Below are 21,065 nucleotides of genomic sequence, written 5' to 3'. Positions count from 1 at the left end.
GAAAACTTATTATGGGAACTACAGAAGACATTATGATTAGTGTCAGAAACTATAACAAAAAATTTAAAAAGTTTAATATTAGTAATATAAATTTTACTGTATTTAAAGGAACTATTCATGCTTTGGTTGGTCAATCTGGTAGCGGAAAATCTGTTTTATTAAAGTCTATCATTGGTGCAATGCCTAGTAACAGATACAGTGGTACAATTAAGGTTAATGATTACAAAGCAGGAAGTGCAAAATCAAAATTAAGTTTAGGTTATTCCTTAAATTTAGAAAACTTTCCACAAGGTTTAACAGCTTATAATTTTTTAAAATATTTAGGACAAACAACCACTATTACCGATAGTGCTCTAGAAGTTAATTTACAAAAATTATTAAATAATTTTAATTTATGAGAACATCGTAATAAGGGTTTAAATTCTTTCTCTTCAGGAATGAAAAATAGAATTATGCTAATTCAAGCCTTAGCACATGATCCAGAACTAGTAATTCTTGATGAACCTGGTTCAAACTTAGATTCAGAGTCACGAAAATATTTTACAAATGTATTAAAAAGATTAAAAGCAGAAGGTAAAACTATTTTCTTAACAACTCATATGATTAACGAGGTTAAAGATATTATTGATGATTGTACTATTATTGATTTGGGAAAAATGCTTTATAGTGGACCAATAGCAAAATTTGATGTTGGCAAAATTTTTATTTTGACTACTAACAATTTACCATTAACAGCCACTATATTAATAAAATATCAATATCAATTTAAATATCTTAAAGATTTAAATGAAATCTTAATTCGCTTAGATACACAAGAAAAAATTAATAATCTTAGTTCAATTTTAAATAAATATAAAATTGGTATTCAAAATCTTTATGAAAAAGAAATAGATTTATCACATTTAAAAAATTTTTTATAAAATAAAAAACAAAAATTTAACTATAAAATTTCTAATCTTTTTAATTTCTTATAGTATAATTATTTATAAACTTAATATAAGTTTAATTATTTTAAATAAATACCTTTTCATTTTAATAAGGAGAAAAAATGCAAAAAGTTAATGAATGAATAAATAAACATCAACATGAATTTAAGAAAACACTTGAAGAAAAAAATCAAATAAAAATAAATTGAGAACAAGAATACAAAATAATTAATAATTTAAAAGAAGAAATAAACAACAAATATAAAAAAACTAATTTAATAAAAAAATAAGTTACTCTATAGAGTAACTTATTTTTTTATTAACTATTACATTTTGCTAATTTTGATTGATGTTCTAAATTAAAAGTAAATTCACTATTCAATTCTACTTGTAAATTAGGATTTGTTTTTAAACGAATTTTATATTTTTTATAGTAATAAGCAAAGTATCAAGTTATTGCAAAAATCACATTACTTAAAATAAATACTAATTCAATAACCATAGCAACTATTGCACTTGAATCAGTTGCTGTAACTGCATCATAAATAATAAAATAATAATGTCAAACAAACATTAAACCTAAAGTTACTAAAATAAATGGAAAAGTAATTTTTTCATATCAATTTAGTTTTAATTTTTTATCTAATGCTAATTTTAATACTGTAATTAAAACCATGATATAAATAAACATTGTAATTACAGAAAAAGCTGATGATAAATTAGCAACATTAAAAGCTGATGAATATTGTTGATCAGGATGTGAAACTAACCAAATTCCTTTAATCAAATCAGGAATAACTAATCATAAAATTAACATAACAGATGTTACTATTAAATTAATAACTGCTGCTTTAACAGGAATTCCATCTTTATTTAAATTAAATAACTTATTAGAAATATATCCTTCTTTAGAAAGCGGCTGTAATGTGGTACCACCATATAAAGCGTTTTGCATTGCGATATTAATTTTTAAAGCTAACCCACTAATAATCATTATAATTGGACCACCATAGATAATTATTTTGCTTGTAAAAGGACTTCACGCACCCATATTCATATTTTGAACAAAGACTCTATATCCTAAAAAAATGGGCGGTTGTCAAATTTACGAAATAATTTATTCCTATATTAGTAATTTATTTCCAAAAATGAATTATTTGCAAAATAATGAAAAATTAGACAAAATTACTCTCTTTAACCCTTAAATTTAAATTTATATTCGACGTATTTTAAAAAATATACATTTAAAAAATAAAAATTATTCTCAAAGTTATTAAGGAAAAGAAAAGAAATAATCTTGTCTTTTTTTGTAATTGTAAAATTTTAAAATTTTTAAGAACCCTCTTTAACGCTATTATCAACACGTGTTAGGGAACTAAAAAAGTGAACTACAACACAGTTGTTAAAAATAGTAGCTAGCATGTGGACTTGCATGGATAAATAAAAAGTGGAGTGATACCTAATAAAATATACTAACCATTTAATGGTAATTCTTGGGGTGGGAGCGAATTGGAAACTAGTATATATAGACCTGTTGTAGGGACCTATTATATTAATTCTATTCTTTATTTAACCAACCTTGCCACTCCCCAGTGAGCAAGTGTTGGTTTTATTTTTTATTTTTTTTGAAAAAATTTTTGGGCGAGAAAATAAATTTCAAACTTGTAAAAAAAATTAAGCGGTGCCGGTTCAATTAAAATATTAATTTGTTTAACACAAATTAAATAAATATTGAATCGAATGCCTTAATGTTTTTTAAAATTTCACAATTTATTTTTGAGCCCAGAATTGCTGGAATTAATAAAACGAATAGTAGTATTATTAATAATCTAAAAATCAAAATATATGTTCTTTATGCTAGAAGCAACAGAACATATTAGGAAAGGATTATTATGCAAATAGAATTTAAAAAAGAACAAATTGTTAAAGATAAACCACAATCTATTCTTATTGATTATGTTGAATATAAATTATCACTTCCAAAATGAATGATTAAAAATAATTCTTTTATTGTTGATAATAATTACACATATTGAGTTTTTAATTCTGAAAATATTAAAAGAGAATTAAATGGTGATGAATTAACAAAATTATTAGAACCATATATTTCTGAACAGAAAATAACTGTTAATAAACCAACTGCTCCAAAAGAATATTATCTTAATGATATAAAACTTGAACCACTAACATTTTATGACCAGCATAATAGTTGATTTATGGGTGAAATAACTGATAACAAAACTAAAATTACTAATCCTTGTTTTAAATATAACATTACGTGAGAAGAAAACAGAAAAGGTTTTAAAATAAATAATCAATATAAACATGATGATTTACCAATTAATTATATAGTTACTTCTTATAAGGAAATTTTAACTCATAATGAAAAAGTATTTTTGTTGAACATGTAAACAAAATAAATTAGATTATTTATTCTTTAATACTAATGATATAAAAACAAGAAAATATTTTTTAAGAGATAAAAATAGTAAAGCGATTTGTTATGACTGTATTTTAAATATTAGGTTAAGTAGGAGGTATAAATATGGATAAAGAATATTTAACTAAAAGAGGAACGATTTGCATACCAGACAGTGATGATATTGAATTTAAAATAGGACTAATTAAACTGATTGATGATTTAAAAAAAGATAATTTAGTTTGTGGTCATAAAGAATTTATTGAAGAATGTAAATATTGTTGATGTAATTGTGATTTAGAAATTATTAAAACAGTTATTAGAGGTTAACTTAATTAATGCAATATGACTTAATTATTGGTATTGACCCCGCTGGTATTGGTAATAATGGAATTGTTATATATTCAAATGAAACTAATAATATTATTTTTAATGAAACATTTAAAACTAAAACAGTTTTAGAAAGTAAAAATTTGTATAAAAAATACTTTTTATTAATTAAAAAACATTCTGATAATAAAAAAATATTAGTTATTGTCGAAAATTTCTTTTTAAATTCAAAACAATTATTAACTAATCCATTAGCAACTCCTAAAACTATTGGTACATTAATGGTATTAGTAGAAGATGTTATGAATTGAGATTATTTAGGAAGTGAACCAAAAAATAAAACTAAAATAGAAAATTATAAAGGAAATATAAAATTAACAAAACATGAACAAGATGCATATAAACACATTCAATATTATTTAAGGAATTATAAAAATGAAAGATAAAGCCAATTATGTCAAATTAACAGTAAAACTGAGTAACAGTATTGAAGCAAAATATTACGAAAAAGGTAATAAAGGATTATATTATAGTGTTCGTGGACAATGAAATGGATTAAACTATGTTACTTTAATTTTTAACAATCCAAAGCTTTATAACCGATGTATTTTATTAAACAAAAACGATGAAATTATAGTAACTGGTCAAATCTTTAATACTTTAAATATTCCTAAAAATCGTGCATTTTGTTCAATAAATGTTAAATGATTTAAAAAATGAAAAGAGTAAAAAATGATATTATGAAAAATTTTATTAATAGTACCAATATTAATAACAAGTATAACACTAATAATATTTTTAATATTTATTATTAAAGAATTAAAAAATGAATATAAAGTATTGAAAATATTAAGTGAAATTGCTAATCAAATTAAAAATAAGGAGAATAATTAATGATTATATTACCTACTTTGTTTGAAAATAAAGATGAAATTGAAATATTATCACCATTTCCAAAAGCAATTCATACAAGTAATGATATTAGAGCAATTATTTTAAGACAATACCCAAATGTTAAATCAAAACACATAATTGTTTCTGACCCCGAAAGTAATGTTGCATTAATAGTTGGTGATAATTACGTTTATCAAGGTTGAATTAAAGTAACAATTAAAAAATTAGAAAATTAAAGGAAAATAAAATGATTAATGATTATGAATGACTATGATATTGTGATAGTTATGGTTGTAAAAATAATAATAGTAATCAAGAAATATATGTTTGCTCAATTAAAAAAGATACAAAATTAGGATTATGTAAAACTCATTTTAATAATTACAAAAATATAACAATTGATTATGTTATTGAAATTAAAGGAGAATAAAAAAATGAAAAAGGAAAAAATTAAAATTAGAAATTATGAATTTGAATTAAATTCTTATGTAGTAGATTCTTTATTAGATGTTATAAGAGAACTGATAAAAACAAATAAAGGAGAATAAACATGACTAAAGAGGCTTTTTAATAATCTGTGTATCTTTGTTTTACAAAGTTACTAATTTAGATTAATTCTGTCTTCAAATTTTATCATAAAATGAGCAATTGCTGTATTTCAATTTTGAATAGGCAATGTTCATTTTTTTGTTATATTTTCAATTGCCAAGTAAAATATTTTGAAAACTGCCATATCATTAGGAAAAACTTTTTTATTTCTGATGATTTTTCGTAATTGACTATTAACAGATTCAATAGCATTTGTAGTATAAATCACTCTTTTGATTTCTACTGGATAACTAATAAAAACCATTAAATTATCTCAATTTTTATATCAAGATTTAGTAATTTGAGGATATTGTTTATTTCATTTACTTTCAAACGATTCTAAAGCTTGCATTGCTTGTTCTTCACTACATGCACTATAAATTGGTTTTAAATCTGCAACTAGACCTTTTCGATGTTTGTATGAAACATATTTTAAACTATTTCTAATTTGATGAACAATGCATAATTGATGTTCTGTTTTAGGATAAACTGATTGTATTGCTTCTGACATGCCTGTTAAATTATCACTACAAGCAATAAGAATATCATTTAAGCCACGATTTTTCATTTCTGTGAAATTAGATAATCAAAACTTAGAACCTTCATTTTCACTAATTCATAATCCTAAAACATCTTTTTTGCCTTCTAAATCAACTCCTAATGCTATATAAACTGATTTGTTAATAATCCGTTTATCTTGTCGTACTTTAACTACTATACAATCAAAATAAACAATAGGATAAATACTTTCTAATGGTCGATTTTGTCATGCTTTAACATCATCAATAACATCATCAGTAATTTGACTAATAACACTTTCACTAATATCAGCACCATGATATAACTCTTGCAACTGCATTCTAATGTCAGATAATGTCATTCCTTTTGCATACAAGGAAAGAACTTGTTGATCAAAACCATCAAATCTTCTTTGCCTTTTAGGAACTATTACAGGAGTAAAATTACTATTGCGATCTCTTGGTACATCAATTTCAATTTTACCTTGTTGAGTTATTAATTTTTTTGAACTTGTACCATTACGAGCATTTTCAGTAGTACTATGTTGATTTTTTTCATATCCTAAATAATTTTGCATTTCAGAATTCAACATTTTTTCAACTAATCTTTTTGTTAATTCTTTATATAAACCGCCAGGTTTAAAAACTGTTGTTAAATCTTCAGTATTTTCTAGTAATAAATCTACTGCTTTTGATATTGGATCATTATTATTAAAGTTATCTTTTTTAGCCATCTGTAACTCACTCTTTCTAGTCATTTAATTATATTTACTAGAATTAATTAAACATAGTTATTTTTGTAAGTTACACAGATTACTAAACATTTCCGACCAGTTACTATAATTTCATCATTTTTGTTTAATAAAATACAGCGTCTATAAAATTTTGGGTTGTTAAAAATTAAAATAACATAGTTTAATCCATTTCATTGACCTCTAACACTATAATATAATTCTTTATTACCTTTTTCGTAATATTTTGCTTCAATAGTGTTACTTAGTTTTACTGTTAATTTGACATAATTTGTTTTATCTTTCATTTTTATAATTTCCTTAAATAATTATTAAAAATTAATATTTTTTTATGATTTTTTAAATAATATTGAATATGCTTATAAGCATCTTGTTCATGTTTTGTTAATTTTATATTTCCTTTATAATTTTTTATTTTAGTTTTATTTTTTGGGTGGTTTTCTAGATAATCTCAGTTGAAAACATCTTGTACTAATACCATTAATGCACCAATAATTTTAGGTGTTGCTAATGGATTAGTTAATAATTGTTTTGAACTTAAAAAGAAATTTTCTACAATAACTAATATTTTTTTATCAATAAATTTTTCTTTAATTAATTGAAATTTTTCTTTATACATATTTTTAGTTCATAAAACAGTTAATGTATTAAATGTTTCATTAAAAACAATATTATTAGTTTCAGGTGAATATATAACAATTCCATTATTACCAATTCCAGCGGGGTCAATTCCAATAATTAAGTCATATTGCATTAATTAAGTTAACCTCTAATAACTGTTTTAAAAATTTCTAAATCACAATTACATCAACAATATTTACATTCTTCAATAAATTCTTTATGACCACAAACTAAATTATCTTTTTTTAAATCATCAATCAGTTTAATTAGTCCTATTTTAAATTCAATATCATCACTGTCTGGTATACAAATCGTTTCTCTTTTAGTTAAATATTCTTTATCCATATTTATACCTCCTACTTAACCTAATATTTAAAATACAGTCATAACAAATTACTTTACTATTTTTATCTCTTAAAAAATATTTTCTTGTTTTTATATCATTAGTATTAAAGAATAAATAATCTAATTTATTTTGTTTACATGTTCAACAAAAATACTTTTTCATTATGAGTTGAAATTTCCTTATAAGAAGTAACTATATAATTAATTGGTAAATCATCATGTTTATATGGATTATTTATTTTAAAACCTTTTCTGTTTTCTTCTCACGTAATGTTATATTTAAAACAAGGATTAGTAATTTTAGTTTTGTTATCTGTTATTTCACCCATAAATCAACTATTATGCTGTTCATAAAATTTTAATGGTTCAAGTTTTATATCATTAAGATAATATTCTTTTGGAGCAGTTGGTTTATTAACAGTTATTTTTTGGTCTTTAATATATGGTTCTAATAATTTTATTAATTCATTACCACTTAATTCTCTTTTAATATTTTCTAAATTAAAAACTCAATATGTATATTTATAATCAGCAATAAAACTATTATTTTTAACCATTCATTTTGGAAATTGTAATTTATATTCACCATAATCAATAAGAATAGATTGTGGTTTATCTTTAACAATTTGTTCTTTTTTAAATTCTATTTGCATAATAATCCTTTCCTAATATGTTCTGTTGCTTCTAGCATAAAGAACATATATTTTGATTTTTAGATTATTAATAATACTACTATTCGTTTTATTCATTCCATGAAAACTGGGCTCAAAAATAAATTGTGAAATTTTAAAAAACATTGAGGCATTCGATTCAATCTTTATTTAATTTGTGTTAAACAAATTAATATTTTAATTGAACCGGCACCGCTCAATTTTTTTTACAAGTTTGAAATTTATTTTCTCGCCCAAAAAAATTTTTCAAAAAAAATAAAAAATAAAACCAACACTTGCTCACTGGGGAGTGGCAAGGTTGGTTAAATAAAGAATAGAATTAATACAATAGGTCCCTACAACAGGTCTATATATACTAGTTTCCAATTCGCTCCCACCCCAAGAATTACCATTACTGGTTAGTATATTTTATTAGGCATCATCCACTTTTTATTTATCCATGCAAGTCCACATGTTCTAGCTACTATTTTTAACAACTGTGTTGTAGTTCACTTTTTTAGTTCCCTAACACGTGTTGATAATAGTGCTAAAGAGGTTTATTAAAAATTTTAAAATTTTACAATTACAAAAAAAAGACAAGATTATTTCTTGCCTTTTTCCTTAATAACTTTGTTAATAATTTTTATTTTATTTTTTAAATGTATATTTTTTAAAATACGTCGAATATAAATTTAAATTTAAGGGTTAAAGAAAGTAATTTTGTCTAATTTTCATTATTTTTCAAATAATTCATTTTTGGAAATAAGTTACTAATATGATAATTAATTATTTCGTAACTTTGACAACCGTCCTATTCTATTCTATACTGAATATTGATATTTTTAATAAATATATACATATTAAACAACTTTTATCTTTTTTTATAGCAACAAATATTATACTATTAAGTTTCTACTTCAACTTCATTAGTATTAACATCATCTGCTAATTTACTAATTACTAAATCAATTCCTTGTTTACTAATACTAGAAAATAAAATAATAGGAGTATTAGTGCTAAGTTTTAAAGTTGATAATATTAATTTTTTATTTTTTACTAATTGACTATTTTTCACTTTATCAACTTTAGTAGCAATTAAATGAATTTTTAAATGATAATGTTGTAAATATTCCAACATATCAATATCATCTTTACTGGGTGCATGTCTTAAATCTAATAATAAAAAAACTGCTTTTAAATTTTTTCGTGACTGAAAATATTCATCCATCATTGTCGCAAATTGGATTTTTTTTTCATTTGATACTTTAGCAAAACCATAGCCAGGAACATCAACAAAGCGACAAATATTATTATTAATTGTAAAAAAATTTAGCATTTGTGTTTTACCAGGTGTTTGTGAAACTCTAGCTAACTTACCATTATTACAAATTGTATTTAAAAATGTTGATTTACCAACATTACTGCGACCAACAAAACAAAATTCAGGAATTTCATCCTGCGGCCATTGTTCTTCTTTAATAGCACTAGTTAAAAATTGTGCTTGCTTAATTCGTTCCATTTTTTACCTCTTATTCAAAAATATATTATAGTTAATAGTTAAGATTTAAACTAATTATTATTTATTATTTTAATTTTTATTAATATTAATAAAATTAGTAAAATGAATATTATCTAATGGCCATATACCAAAACCAAAAAATAATGCAGCCAAAATGATACCACCAACAATAATACAAATAGCAAGTCATTTTATAATTTTAAATAATAACATAAAACTAATAATAGCAATAGCTATTATAATAATACCAACTATTACAAATGTATTCATGTTTACCTCCTATTATTTTAATTATTAAAGTAACACGTAACATTAATTAATAATAACATAAAATAAATTCGAATATTTTATAGTAATCATCTTTTTCTTAAAATTATATAAATTAAAAAAAGTTATCTTTTTAAAGAGAAACATGTTAAAATGTCAAAGGATAAAGGAGAGTGATATCATGACTGACAGCGATTCCGTTTATAATAAGAAAAATAATACTAATTTAAAAATTAGTAATTTTAAAAGTACACTTTTAAATAAAGATTCAGTTAAATATTCTCCTGGTATTTTTACTAAAAAAATATTTTTTTAACGTGTTAATAAATTTCTAAATCCTTATTTAAAAGTCTTAAAATAAGAAAAATAAGGAGGTAAAGAAATTATGAAGATTTTTTTAAACAAAATTTATTTTAAATTACAATTTAGTTTTAAAAAACCATTAGTTTACACAAATGGTGATTATATTAAACAAATTGCACATTTTAACCAAAAACAATTACTAAAAAATTTAGATTTACATAATTTTGGTCTTAAAACAGACCAAATTGAAATAAGAAGAAAAAAATATGGTATTAATACTTTAAAAAATACAAAATTTAATTGAATTTTAGAATTTTTAAAAGCATATTTTGGACCATTCAATATAATTTTAGCAATTATTACTATCTATAATTTATTCTCATATTTTACAACAAATGATACTTCAATTTATTCATTGGTTGCCGCTATTATTGTTGGAACTATGATTTTATTAAGTGGAACCCTAATTTACATTCAATCAATACGAGCTTTTTTTATTACTAAACATTTAACAATTTTGGTCAAAAATACAACTACTGTTATTCGTAATATAAACATTAATCAAATTACTAAAGAAAACTCAATTAAAATAATTAAACAAGCACAAGAAATAAATGTTAATGAATTATTACTAGGTGATTTAATTTATTTATCAGCGGGTGATTTAATTCCTGCTGATTTAAAAATTTTATTAAGCAATGATTTATTTATTAATCAATCATCATTAACAGGAGAATCACTACTTGCTGAAAAACACGCTATTAACGATCCTACATATCAAAACTTATTTGATTTACAAAATATTTGTTTTATGGGAACAAGTGTTGTCTCTGGAAGTGCAATTGCTATTGTTATAGCAACAGCTACTAACACCTACTTCGCTACTATTGTTGATACAATAAATAAACAACGTCCATTAAGCAGTTTTTCCAAAGGAATTAAACGCGTTACTTTAATGTTAATTTGCTTTATGCTAGTAATGGTACCCATTGTGTTAATTATCAATGGTCTTTTAAAAAACAATTGACCTGCAGCATTTATTTTTTCAATTTCGGTTGCTGTTGGTTTGACTCCTGAAATGCTACCAATGATTGTTACCTCTAATCTAGCGCGAGGTGCTAGTAAAATGAGTAAACAAAAAGTAGTTGTTAAACAACTAGCTGCTATTCAAAATTTAGGTGCAATTGATATTTTATGTACTGATAAAACAGGAACTTTAACTAATGATAATTTGAAGTAGTCAACCATATAACATTGGATAATAAAACAAATAATGACTTAATTAAGTTTATTTATTTAAATAGTTATTTTCAAACAGGAATAAAAAATCCAATGGATAATTCAATACTTGAATTTGGAGAAAAAAACAAATTAAAAAATATAAGTAATTATTATCAAAAAATTGATGAAATTCCTTTTGATTTTAATCGTCGTAAATTAACAGTTGTTTTAGAAAATAAATTAAATAATAAAAAATTAATTTGTAAAGGTGCAATTGAAGAAGTTATTAATACATGTAATCGTATAGTTTATCAAGATAAAGTAATACCATTAAATTCTGATTTAATGAAAATGGTTAATAAAAAAATAACAAAATTAAATGAACAAGGATTACGTGTCTTAGGTGTCTCATATGAAGATACAAATCTTACTAATAATAAATATAATGAAACAAACGAAAAAAATTTAATTTTTCTTGGTTTTGTAACTTTTCTTGATACACCAAAACCTACAGCAACAAAAATGATCAAATTGCTAAAAACACATGGTGTTGATCTTAAAATATTAACTGGTGATAATGAATTAGTAACAAGAGCAATTTGTAATCGTGTTAATCTAGAAATTAAAGGATTAATTTCTGGTGAACAATTAACTGGCCTAACTGAATATGAATTAAAAAGAATTGTTGAAAATAATAATATTTTTGTTAAACTAAACCCATTACAAAAGGCAAAGATTATTCAAACTTTAAAAAGTAATGATCACGTCGTTGGTTTCATGGGTGATGGTATTAATGATGCTTTAGTATTAAGAAATGCTGCTGTTGGAATTTCTGTTGATAATGCTACTGATATTGCAAAAGAAGCATCAGATATCATTTTATTAGAAAAATCATTATTAGTTTTAGAAAAAGGTATTATTGAAGGTCGTCGCATTTTTGGTAATATTTTAAAATATATTAAAATCACGATTGCTTCTAACTTTGGTAATGTCTTTAGTGTGCTAGTAGCATCAGCATGATTTGCTTTTGCACCAATGTCACCAGTACAATTATTATTTCAAAATTTATTATATGATATTTCACAATTTACAATTGCCTTTGATCGTGTTGATCCATCATTTTTATTAAAACCACAACGCTGAAATCCAAAAGGAATGTTACCATTTGCTTTTATTAATGGACCTATAAGTAGCATTTTTGATATCTCTACTTTTGCAATTTTAGGATTTGGATTTGGTGTCTTTGGTAATCCTTCTGCAGAAAATATTAATATGTTCAACTCAGGATGATTTATTGAAGGTTTATTAACACAAACATTAATAGTACAAATGTTTAGAACTGAAAAAATTCCTTTTATTCAAAGTCGTGGTACTTGACCGGTGAATATAATGGCAATTGTTATTTGTACCATTGGATTAGGTTTACCTTATACTTACATTGGTCATCAAATGAATATGATAGGACCACCGCCAGTCTATATTCCAATTGTTTTAGGAATAATCATGACTTATTGTGTGCTAAGTCAATTAATAAAAATGGGATACATTAAAGTATTTAAAAAATGATTATAACGGCTAATTAATATTAAAGTTTGCAATTTTAAATAGAAATTATCTATATTTACTATAGAAATAAATCTTATGATATAATTTTTTCAAACTTAATATAAGTTTTTAACCTATTTATTTTAGTTTTAAAATAAATAGGTTTTTTAATTTGATAGGAGAAAAAAATGTCTAATTTAAAAGAAATATCTAAATTAAATACAACTATAAAAATTAATTAAAGCCGCTAAACATGATGATTTAGAATTGACCCAAACTTTACTAAAAAATAATGCTGATGTTAATTATGTAGATGAACATTATAATAGTCCATTAACAATAGCTGCTGAACATGGTAATTTAAAAATTGTTCAAATTTTATTAAAAAATAACGTTAATATTAACCATATAAATGATTTTGGTGATGATGCTTTAAGAATGGCTGCTAAAAAGGGACACACAGAAGTAGTTAACGCTTTATTAGCAACAAATAGTAAGATTATTAATCACAAAAATTGAATTGGTGATAGCGCTCTAATATCAGCAGCACAAAATGGGCATGTAAATACAATTAAAACTTTATTAAAAAGTGGTGCTTATATTAATGATACAAATATATTTGGTGATACTGCTCTAATATGAGCTACTGAAAACGGACACACAGAAACAGTTAAAGTTTTAATAACAAAAGATAATGACATTAATAATCATGTAAACAACCTTGGTGACTCTGCTTTAATAATAGCCGCCAGAAAACGTTATTTGGAAATAGTTGATACTTTAATTAAAATAAACTCTGATGTAATTCTACATAGAACTAAATTTAATAATACTGCTTTAATAATAGCGGCTAAAAATGGACACTTAGATATAGTAAAAATTTTAATAAAGAATGATATTAATATTAATCGCGAAAATAATGTTGGTGAAAATGCCTTAATATGAGCTGCCAGAAACGGACACACAGAAGTAATTAACGCTTTATTAACAAAAAATAGTGATATTATTAATCATAAAACAAAATATGGTAATAATGCTCTAATATGAGCTGCCAAAGAAGGACACCTAGATGTAGTTAACACTTTAATAAAAAGTGGAATTGACCTTAATCATATTAATTATTTTGGTGATAATGCTCTAATATGAGCTGCCAAAGAAGGACACCTAGATGTAGTTAACACTTTAATAAAAAATGATATAGATATTACTCATTTAGATGCTAATGGTGATAGTGCTTTAACATGAGCTACTAGAAATGGACATTTAGAAATACAAAATATAATTAATGAATCAAATTATTGAAAAGAACAAATAAATTCTATAGATTTACAAAATCATAATTTACAGAACAAATGTGATAAATCAAATTCTTTAAAAATATAATTTTTAAAAAAAGAAATAAAAAAAATTAAAAGATAATAATATTTTTTTGGATTTTTTCATGATAAAATCTTAAATAACATAAAGTAAATCTAAAAGAAAAAAGGACATAACTATGAATAAAAAAACAATATACTATAGTTTATTAATAATTCCTATTTCTTTATTTGTATTATTACTTACTTTATTTTTAACAAATATTTGAAAACCCTCAATTGTTGCTATTATTTTTATTACTATTTTGTTAATAATAGTAGCAATTTTTACATGATATCTTATAAAAAATAGTTATTCACAATTTGATGAAGAACATATCCATAATTTTGAAGATAATTTTAAACAACGATTTTGAAGGAAATGTTTAGTAATCTGTGTAACTTACAAAAATAACTATGTTTAATTAATTCTAGTAAATATAATTAAATGACTAGAAAGAGTGAGTTACAGATGGCTAAAAAAGATAACTTTAATAATAATGATCCAATATCAAAAGCAGTAGATTTATTACTAGAAAATACTGAAGATTTAACAACAGTTTTTAAACCTGGCGGTTTATATAAACAATTAACAAAAAGATTAGTTGAAAAAATGTTGAATTCTGAAATGCAAAATTATTTAGGATATGAAAAAAATCAACATAGTACTACTGAAAATGCTCGTAATGGTACAAGTTCAAAAAAATTAATAACTCAACAAGGTAAAATTGAAATTGATGTACCAAGAGATCGCAATAGTAATTTTACTCCTGTAATAGTTCCTAAAAGGCAAAGAAGATTTGATGGTTTTGATCAACAAGTTCTTTCCTTGTATGCAAAAGGAATGACATTATCTGACATTAGAATGCAGTTGCAAGAGTTATATCATGGTGCTGATATTAGTGAAAGTGTTATTAGTCAAATTACTGATGATGTTATTGATGATGTTAAAGCATGACAAAATCGACCATTAGAAAGTATTTATCCTATTGTTTATTTTGATTGTATAGTAGTTAAAGTACGACAAGATAAACGGATTATTAACAAATCAGTTTATATAGCATTAGGAGTTGATTTAGAAGGCAAAAAAGATGTTTTAGGATTATGAATTAGTGAAAATGAAGGTTCTAAGTTTTGATTATCTAATTTCACAGAAATGAAAAATCGTGGCTTAAATGATATTCTTATTGCTTGTAGTGATAATTTAACAGGCATGTCAGAAGCAATACAATCAGTTTATCCTAAAACAGAACATCAATTATGCATTGTTCATCAAATTAGAAATAGTTTAAAATATGTTTCATACAAACATCGAAAAGGTCTAGTTGCAGATTTAAAACCAATTTATAGTGCATGTAGTGAAGAACAAGCAATGCAAGCTTTAGAATCGTTTGAAAGTAAATGAAATAAACAATATCCTCAAATTACTAAATCTTGATATAAAAATTGAGATAATTTAATGGTTTTTATTAGTTATCCAGTAGAAATCAAAAGAGTGATTTATACTACAAATGCTATTGAATCTGTTAATAGTCAATTACGAAAAATCATCAGAAATAAAAAAGTTTTTCCTAATGATATGGCAGTTTTCAAAATATTTTACTTGGCAATTGAAAATATAACAAAAAAATGAACATTGCCTATTCAAAATTGAAATACAGCAATTGCTCATTTTATGATAAAATTTGAAGACAGAATTAATCTAAATTAGTAACTTTGTAAAACAAAGATACACAGATTATTAAAAAGCCTCATTTTGAAAACTAGGAATAATTGGTTTTATTGCTGATTTTTGTGACACAATTGGTATTGGTTCATTTGCAGTAAGTATTATTTTATTAAAATTAACAAAACAAGTACGTAATGATAAAAAAATTTTAGGAATTATGAATGTTGGTCATAGTATTCCTACTTGCTTAGAAGCAATTATTTTTATTGCTTTAATTCAAGTAGCATGACCAACACTAGTTTCATTAATTTCTGCTGCAACATTAGGTGCCTATTTAGGCGCCATTATCGCAAATAAAATTAAACTTAGTTGATCACAACTATTTATTGGTATTCTATTATTTATTGTTTCAATTATCATGCTTTTAGGTCAAAAACAAATTGGAATTATGCCAACAGCGGGTAATAATAATAGTCTTGATATTTGATGAAAATATTTGGTTGGTATTAGTATATTCTTTATCCTTGGTGCTTTCATGGCATTAGGCATTGGTATTTATGCTCCAGCAATGGCAACTACTTATTTATTAGGTCTTAACGCTGAATGTGCTTTTCCAATTATGATGGGATCTGCAGCTTTTTTAATGCCAGTTGCTGGCACACGTTTTATTAAAGATAAAAACTATGAAATTAAACCAGCAATTGCTTTCACACTATGTGGATCAATTGGTGTTATTTGTGCTTACTTAAGTGTATTCTTATTATTACAAAATGGTCTTGGCTTAAATAAAGAACAATTTATTAATATCCTACTATGATTAATTATCGTAATAATTTGATATACATCTTCTTCACTAATAATTACATCAGTAAAAAATTTACGTAATTATAAAAAACAAAAATCACATCAGAAATTAATTATTGACTCTTAAACATCATAAAAGGTTGTTAATTAACAACCTTTTATTATTACTACTTAAATTTTATTATTGCTAAAATCATCAATTCCTTTTTTAATAATATTAAATACTTGCTTTGATAATACATCAGTAGATAATTTAATAAATTCACTTGGCTCAATTAGCTTATGAAAAATAAGATGAATATCTTTTTTGCCTTTATATTTTCGATCAAAAATTTGATAAGAATTAATAATAGTAACAGGAATAATTGGTACATAAGATTGATATGCCATATTAAAAGCACCTGCTTTAAATTCTTGCATTTCTTGTTGATGACTTCTTGTTCCTTCTGCAAAAATCATCATTGTACGCGGAATTCTAATTAATTCCTTTGCTTCTTGAAAAGCCGTAACGGCTGTTCGTGGATTATTACGATCAATAAATAAAACATCAATTAAAAAAATAAATCTTCGTGCCAAATGGCTTTTTTTTAATTCTTCTTTTGCAATAAAACCTAAAGGTGCATATAAACTATAATCATTTACCGATAATACTAATAATGGATCAAAATTTGATTGATGATTGGCAACCATTACACAACCTTTTCTTTTTGGTCAATTCTCAATGTTATGAACGGTTAATTTAATATTATATAATCATTTAATATAACGCACACGTTTTTTCAATCAAATATATCGTTTTGCTTCAGAAACTAAACTTGGGTCTTTTAATACCTTTCTTGTCATTGAACCTGATTTACTATAAGTTTGTAATAAATAAGGTCATGTTAAAATTGCTTTTCAAATGTTCATTATTATTTTTTTTCCTTTCTTTGATACACATTCGCCACAAATTCTGCAAATTCTGTTGTTTTGATTAATTTAAAATCAGAAAAATTACTAATAGGAAATAAAAGATCACCATTATATAAATTTTTAATGACTGAAACATATAAATAATCAGCATAATCTCATGCCTGCTTATAAATTTCAGCACCACCAATAATACAAATATCTGTTTTTTTATTACCTTGATATTGTTTTAAATATGAAATAATATCATTTGTGAAAGTAATATTATTATCATTTAGAAATTGTTGATAACGTTCTTGATGATTAGTAACAACTATATTGTAACGATTTTTTAATGGTTTGCCAATACTTTCAAAATTTTTTGAACCCATTAATACATTTTTATTTAAAGTAATGCTCTGAAAATATTGCATTTCTTCTTTAATTTTTCAGGGCAATTTATTATTAAAACCAATTACCTTTTCTTTGGTCATTGCTCAAACTAAAATTACCATTATACTGCAACCTGACCTCTAATCAACGGATATGGATCATATTGTTCTAATTTAAAATCTTCAAATTTAAAATTAAATAAATTAGTAATATTTTTATTAATAACTAAAATTGGTAATGATTTTGGTTTTCTAATTAATTGTTCATTAATTTGTGAAAAATGATTACTATAAATATGAGCATCACCTAAAGTGTGAATAAATTCTCCTAACTGATAGCCACATATTTGTGCTAACATTATTGTTAATAATGCATAAGAAGCAATATTAAAAGGAACTCCTAAAAAAATATCTGCACTACGTTGATATAATTGACAAGATAATTTTTTATCATCAGAAACGTAAAATTGAATTAAAGTATGACATGGTGGTAGTGCCATATTTTTAATTTCTGCAGGATTTCATGCTGATAAAATGTGTCTTCGTGAAAAAGGATTGTTTTTTAAATTTTCTATTAACTCCTGCAACTGATCAACACCATTAAAATTACGTCATTGTCTACCATAAACAGGTCCTAAATCACCAAATTCAAGAGCGAATTGATGATCAGTTTTAATTTTTTCAACAAATTCTTCTAAAGTTTCATTTTGATATTTTTTACTTTCCATAAATTTCTTATAAGGTCACTCATTTCAAATTCTAATATTATTTTTAACTAAATATTCAATATTAGTATCACCAGCAATAAATCATAATAACTCATGAACAATAGAAGCAAAATGAACTTTTTTTGTAGTTAATATGGGAAAACCTTTTTGTAAATCAAAACGCATTTGATAACCAAAAGTAGAAACAGTACCAGTGCCTGTTCTATCAGCTTTTTTATATCCTTTTTCTAAAACATATTGACATAAATCTAAATATTGTTTCATAATCATTACCTCTTTCATAAATCAAATTAAATCAATTATATTTTAACAAAAAATATTTTTTTATCTAAGTTTTAATTTTATTATTTATTTTATATACATATTCAAAAATTTGTAAAATACACTTAATAAATATTTAATTTTTATTATGTCTATGTATAATTAAAATAAAATATCAACATCATATTTCATGTTATTTGAAAGGAAAATTAAATTGAGTCAAAATCAAGTATTTAGTTGAATAGGTGTTATTTCTGGTTCTAGCTTACTTATTTTTTTCATATTACTTTTAATGTTTTTACTAATAAAATTTTTATTAAATTATAAACAAAAAAACAAAGTTAAAAGGATACTTTCTTCAAATGATTTTAGTCAAATCATAGAAACGAAAAAAGAATTAAAAATAAAATTAAGAAAATATTTTAAAGAAATATTTATTAGAGATGTTGATATAAATTTATTTAAAAAATTCCTAAAATCAGAAAGTGGAGTTAATAAAAAACCAACAAAAATTGCCTGAAATTTTTTTATAATTTTGACAAGTTCAATATTAGTAAATAAATCCGAAGGAAGAGTTTCTGAAGCAATCAAAAGTATTAAAAATACTGGAATGGCAACCCTTTTTAGGACTATTTTTTGGTAGACATTTATTTTTGATAATTAACTGGAGTTAAGTAGTTTAAAGTGCTGTGAATTCTTATGTTGTTATATCAGTTGATGTAATCAAATAATTCTAATTTTAATTGGATTAATGATGTAAAATTTTTATCATTAATAAATTCAATTTTGAAAGTTTTAAAAGTTGCTTCAGCAACAGCGTTATCATAAGGACAACCTTTTTTGCTTAAAGAGCGATTAATATTGAATGCTAGTAAAAGTTTATCAATAATTTTATTATTAAATTCATTACCGCGATCACTATGAAATATTTGAATATCTTTTAAACAACGATTTGAGTGCATAAATGCTTGATGTACTAATGATGCATCTTTTTTAGTACCTACACTATGTCCAATAATTTCGCGGTTAAATAGGTCAATTAATAGGCAAATATAGTTTCATTTACCATTAACTTGAACATAAGTTAAATCACTAACAATAACTTCATTTTTAAGCCTATTATTAAAGTTTCTATTAACGATATTGGTTATTTGACTATCGTTGACTTTATTATGATGATTTTTGAATGATAATTTAGTGTATTTTGATATTAAATTATGTTTATTCATAATTTCTTTAATTTTTCTGCGTGACAAATAAATATTCTTTTCTTTTAGAACAACTTTTAATCTTCTTGTTCCATAAACTTCTTTATTTTCTTTAAAAGCACTAATAACAGCTTCATCATAAATATTATTTTGTTTTTTTTCTTTTTCCTTTAAATTAAAATAATATGTTGATTTAGAAAGTTTTAAAAAACGACACATTGTGCGAATTTTATATTTAACTTTATTTTTAGCAATAATTTCTATTTTCTGCCTATTATTAGTGCTGCTTGCTTTAAAATATCATTTTCCATTCGTAACTGTTTTAATTCTTTTCTTAATTTAATTAATTCATTTTCTTCAATAGAACGATTATCTTTAGTTTTAAAACTGCCTGAATTAGTAAATTGCTTAATTCAATTATAAGTAGCTGCTCTTGTAACATTGTACTCTTTAGCAAGACAAGACACTGACTTACCGCTTTGATATAAAGCTACTATTTGTTTTTTAAATTCATCGGTATATGAGTTAATATTGGCCATAATTATAGTTCCTTTCTTTTAACTAATTTGTTCACTTGTCTACGTAATTAGTGTCCAATAAAGTGTAACCTATCCAACTTCACTTTCAACTGCAACTAATGAACAAATCAAAAAATTATTAAACTACACAGATCAGTATAAAATACATAAAAAAGAAACATTATAAAAATAATTTTTTTAAAAAAATTCTTATATTATGTTGCTTTTTAATAGATTTTTTAAATTATATATGTATATAATTAAAATGGAAAATTATTATTAATATCATAATAATTTTCAATAAATATTAATAAGAAACTAAAATAAAATTAATAACTAACACA

26 protein-coding genes and 1 pseudogene are annotated in these 21,065 nt (G+C 23.6%); 15 read left to right on the top strand and 12 right to left on the bottom strand.

Annotated features, from left to right (window positions below):
- Nucleotides 1-11 precede the first annotated feature (11 nt).
- Both AACK89_RS05690 and AACK89_RS05685 read left to right on the top strand, forming a co-directional pair.
- Entirely contained in the window at nt 12-920 is a 909-nt protein-coding gene (locus tag AACK89_RS05690) for an ABC transporter ATP-binding protein (protein WP_338977856.1), read from the top strand.
- Nucleotides 921-1,048: 128 nt separating this feature from the next.
- Nucleotides 1,049-1,216 carry a hypothetical protein gene (locus AACK89_RS05685; protein ID WP_338973776.1) on the top strand — a complete coding sequence of 56 codons (168 nt, stop codon included), beginning with the start codon at nt 1,049-1,051 and terminating at the stop codon, nt 1,214-1,216.
- A gap of 29 nt (nt 1,217-1,245) precedes the next feature.
- Here the strand turns inward: AACK89_RS05685 and AACK89_RS05680 are convergent, their stop codons facing one another.
- Complete coding sequence (locus AACK89_RS05680; protein WP_338977854.1) at nt 1,246-1,983, bottom strand: hypothetical protein; 738 nt, start codon at nt 1,981-1,983, stop codon at nt 1,246-1,248.
- Between the two features lie 835 nt (nt 1,984-2,818).
- Between AACK89_RS05680 and AACK89_RS05675 the strand changes: the two genes are divergently transcribed.
- The 7 genes from AACK89_RS05675 to AACK89_RS05645 all read left to right on the top strand — a co-directional run bounded on the left by AACK89_RS05675 (nt 2,819) and on the right by AACK89_RS05645 (nt 4,999).
- Nucleotides 2,819-3,337 carry a hypothetical protein gene (locus AACK89_RS05675; protein WP_338977851.1) on the top strand — a complete coding sequence of 173 codons (519 nt, stop codon included), beginning with the start codon at nt 2,819-2,821 and terminating at the stop codon, nt 3,335-3,337.
- Between the two features lie 134 nt (nt 3,338-3,471).
- Nucleotides 3,472-3,675, top strand: a complete 204-nt coding sequence (locus AACK89_RS05670; RefSeq protein WP_281748672.1) for a hypothetical protein — start codon at nt 3,472-3,474, stop codon at nt 3,673-3,675.
- Between the two features lie 8 nt (nt 3,676-3,683).
- Nucleotides 3,684-4,121: a hypothetical protein gene (locus AACK89_RS05665; RefSeq protein ID WP_338977849.1), complete on the top strand. Its 438-nt coding sequence runs from the start codon at nt 3,684-3,686 to the stop codon at nt 4,119-4,121.
- Nucleotides 4,111-4,404, top strand: coding sequence for a hypothetical protein (locus AACK89_RS05660; RefSeq protein ID WP_281748421.1), 294 nt, complete (start codon nt 4,111-4,113; stop codon nt 4,402-4,404). Before AACK89_RS05665 ends, AACK89_RS05660 begins: the two co-directional genes overlap by 11 nt.
- Nucleotides 4,405-4,407: 3 nt before the next feature.
- Nucleotides 4,408-4,569 carry a hypothetical protein gene (locus AACK89_RS05655; RefSeq protein WP_174480223.1) on the top strand — a complete coding sequence of 54 codons (162 nt, stop codon included), beginning with the start codon at nt 4,408-4,410 and terminating at the stop codon, nt 4,567-4,569.
- The gene (locus tag AACK89_RS05650; protein WP_281748423.1) at nt 4,569-4,805 is read left to right on the top strand and encodes a hypothetical protein; all 237 of its coding nucleotides are present in this window, start codon (nt 4,569-4,571) and stop codon (nt 4,803-4,805) included. Before AACK89_RS05655 ends, AACK89_RS05650 begins: the two co-directional genes overlap by 1 nt.
- An 11-nt stretch (nt 4,806-4,816) precedes the next feature.
- A complete protein-coding gene (locus AACK89_RS05645; RefSeq protein ID WP_281748424.1) occupies nt 4,817-4,999 on the top strand; it encodes a hypothetical protein in 183 nt (60 codons plus the stop codon).
- A 171-nt stretch (nt 5,000-5,170) separates the two neighbouring features.
- Here the strand turns inward: AACK89_RS05645 and AACK89_RS05640 are convergent, their stop codons facing one another.
- From AACK89_RS05640 to AACK89_RS05610, 7 genes are all read right to left on the bottom strand, one after another.
- A complete protein-coding gene (locus AACK89_RS05640) occupies nt 5,171-6,409 on the bottom strand; it encodes an IS256 family transposase (protein WP_281749630.1) in 1,239 nt (412 codons plus the stop codon).
- Between the two features lie 47 nt (nt 6,410-6,456).
- Nucleotides 6,457-6,714: a hypothetical protein gene (locus AACK89_RS05635; RefSeq protein ID WP_338977844.1), complete on the bottom strand. Its 258-nt coding sequence runs from the start codon at nt 6,712-6,714 to the stop codon at nt 6,457-6,459.
- Between the two features lie 2 nt (nt 6,715-6,716).
- Nucleotides 6,717-7,181: a hypothetical protein gene (locus AACK89_RS05630; RefSeq protein ID WP_338977657.1), complete on the bottom strand. Its 465-nt coding sequence runs from the start codon at nt 7,179-7,181 to the stop codon at nt 6,717-6,719.
- 8 nt (nt 7,182-7,189) lie between these two features.
- Complete coding sequence (locus AACK89_RS05625; RefSeq protein ID WP_338977655.1) at nt 7,190-7,393, bottom strand: hypothetical protein; 204 nt, start codon at nt 7,391-7,393, stop codon at nt 7,190-7,192.
- A 134-nt stretch (nt 7,394-7,527) separates the two neighbouring features.
- Complete coding sequence (locus tag AACK89_RS05620; RefSeq protein WP_338977841.1) at nt 7,528-8,046, bottom strand: hypothetical protein; 519 nt, start codon at nt 8,044-8,046, stop codon at nt 7,528-7,530.
- A gap of 901 nt (nt 8,047-8,947) precedes the next feature.
- Nucleotides 8,948-9,562: a ribosome biogenesis GTP-binding protein YihA/YsxC gene (yihA, locus tag AACK89_RS05615; RefSeq protein WP_286640905.1), complete on the bottom strand. Its 615-nt coding sequence runs from the start codon at nt 9,560-9,562 to the stop codon at nt 8,948-8,950.
- Between the two features lie 69 nt (nt 9,563-9,631).
- The gene (locus tag AACK89_RS05610; RefSeq protein WP_252320689.1) at nt 9,632-9,832 is read right to left on the bottom strand and encodes a hypothetical protein; all 201 of its coding nucleotides are present in this window, start codon (nt 9,830-9,832) and stop codon (nt 9,632-9,634) included.
- 382 nt (nt 9,833-10,214) lie between these two features.
- On the opposite strand from AACK89_RS05610, the pseudogene mgtA reads away from it, so the two are divergent.
- The 5 genes and pseudogenes from mgtA to AACK89_RS05580 all read left to right on the top strand — a co-directional run bounded on the left by mgtA (nt 10,215) and on the right by AACK89_RS05580 (nt 16,853).
- Nucleotides 10,215-12,925: pseudogene (mgtA, locus tag AACK89_RS07695) on the top strand (magnesium-translocating P-type ATPase).
- Between the two features lie 207 nt (nt 12,926-13,132).
- Nucleotides 13,133-14,281 (top strand): ankyrin repeat domain-containing protein, encoded by a 1,149-nt coding sequence (locus tag AACK89_RS05595; RefSeq protein WP_338979302.1) that lies wholly within the window; start codon nt 13,133-13,135, stop codon nt 14,279-14,281.
- Between the two features lie 112 nt (nt 14,282-14,393).
- Nucleotides 14,394-14,678, top strand: coding sequence for a hypothetical protein (locus tag AACK89_RS05590; RefSeq protein ID WP_338977834.1), 285 nt, complete (start codon nt 14,394-14,396; stop codon nt 14,676-14,678).
- 47 nt (nt 14,679-14,725) lie between these two features.
- Nucleotides 14,726-15,964, top strand: coding sequence for an IS256 family transposase (locus AACK89_RS05585; RefSeq protein ID WP_338979300.1), 1,239 nt, complete (start codon nt 14,726-14,728; stop codon nt 15,962-15,964).
- Between the two features lie 175 nt (nt 15,965-16,139).
- Complete coding sequence (locus tag AACK89_RS05580) at nt 16,140-16,853, top strand: hypothetical protein (RefSeq protein WP_338977831.1); 714 nt, start codon at nt 16,140-16,142, stop codon at nt 16,851-16,853.
- 44 nt (nt 16,854-16,897) lie between these two features.
- Here the strand turns inward: AACK89_RS05580 and AACK89_RS05575 are convergent, their stop codons facing one another.
- Genes AACK89_RS05575 through thyA form a run of 3 tightly spaced genes read right to left on the bottom strand, consistent with a single transcriptional unit; the run spans nt 16,898 to nt 18,998 of the window.
- Nucleotides 16,898-17,635: a lysophospholipid acyltransferase family protein gene (locus AACK89_RS05575; RefSeq protein ID WP_338977829.1), complete on the bottom strand. Its 738-nt coding sequence runs from the start codon at nt 17,633-17,635 to the stop codon at nt 16,898-16,900.
- 2 nt (nt 17,636-17,637) lie between these two features.
- A complete protein-coding gene (locus AACK89_RS05570; RefSeq protein WP_338977827.1) occupies nt 17,638-18,129 on the bottom strand; it encodes a dihydrofolate reductase in 492 nt (163 codons plus the stop codon).
- Nucleotides 18,129-18,998: a thymidylate synthase gene (thyA, locus tag AACK89_RS05565; protein ID WP_338977826.1), complete on the bottom strand. Its 870-nt coding sequence runs from the start codon at nt 18,996-18,998 to the stop codon at nt 18,129-18,131. The genes AACK89_RS05570 and thyA overlap by 1 nt, the downstream gene beginning before the upstream one ends.
- 211 nt (nt 18,999-19,209) lie before the next feature.
- Here thyA and AACK89_RS05560 point away from each other — a divergent pair, with 211 nt between their 5' ends.
- Nucleotides 19,210-19,638, top strand: coding sequence for a hypothetical protein (locus AACK89_RS05560; protein ID WP_338977825.1), 429 nt, complete (start codon nt 19,210-19,212; stop codon nt 19,636-19,638).
- Nucleotides 19,639-19,642: 4 nt separating this feature from the next.
- On the opposite strand, the gene AACK89_RS05555 is transcribed toward AACK89_RS05560, so the two are convergent.
- Nucleotides 19,643-20,742, bottom strand: a protein-coding gene (locus tag AACK89_RS05555; protein ID WP_338977768.1) for an IS3 family transposase whose coding sequence is annotated in 2 segments (ribosomal slippage) — nt 19,643-20,499 and nt 20,499-20,742 — 1,101 coding nt in all. Because the reading frame shifts where the segments join, the coding sequence is not laid out codon by codon here.
- Between the last annotated feature and the right edge of the window lie 323 nt (nt 20,743-21,065).

This window comes from Spiroplasma endosymbiont of Panzeria rudis (assembly GCF_964019705.1).
Classification (GTDB): Bacteria; Bacillota_I; Bacilli_A; order Mycoplasmatales; family VBWQ01; genus Spiroplasma_E; species Spiroplasma_E ixodetis_A.
The sequence above is the reverse complement of the archived record's forward strand: the minus strand, read 5'-3'. Positions and strand labels throughout refer to the sequence as shown.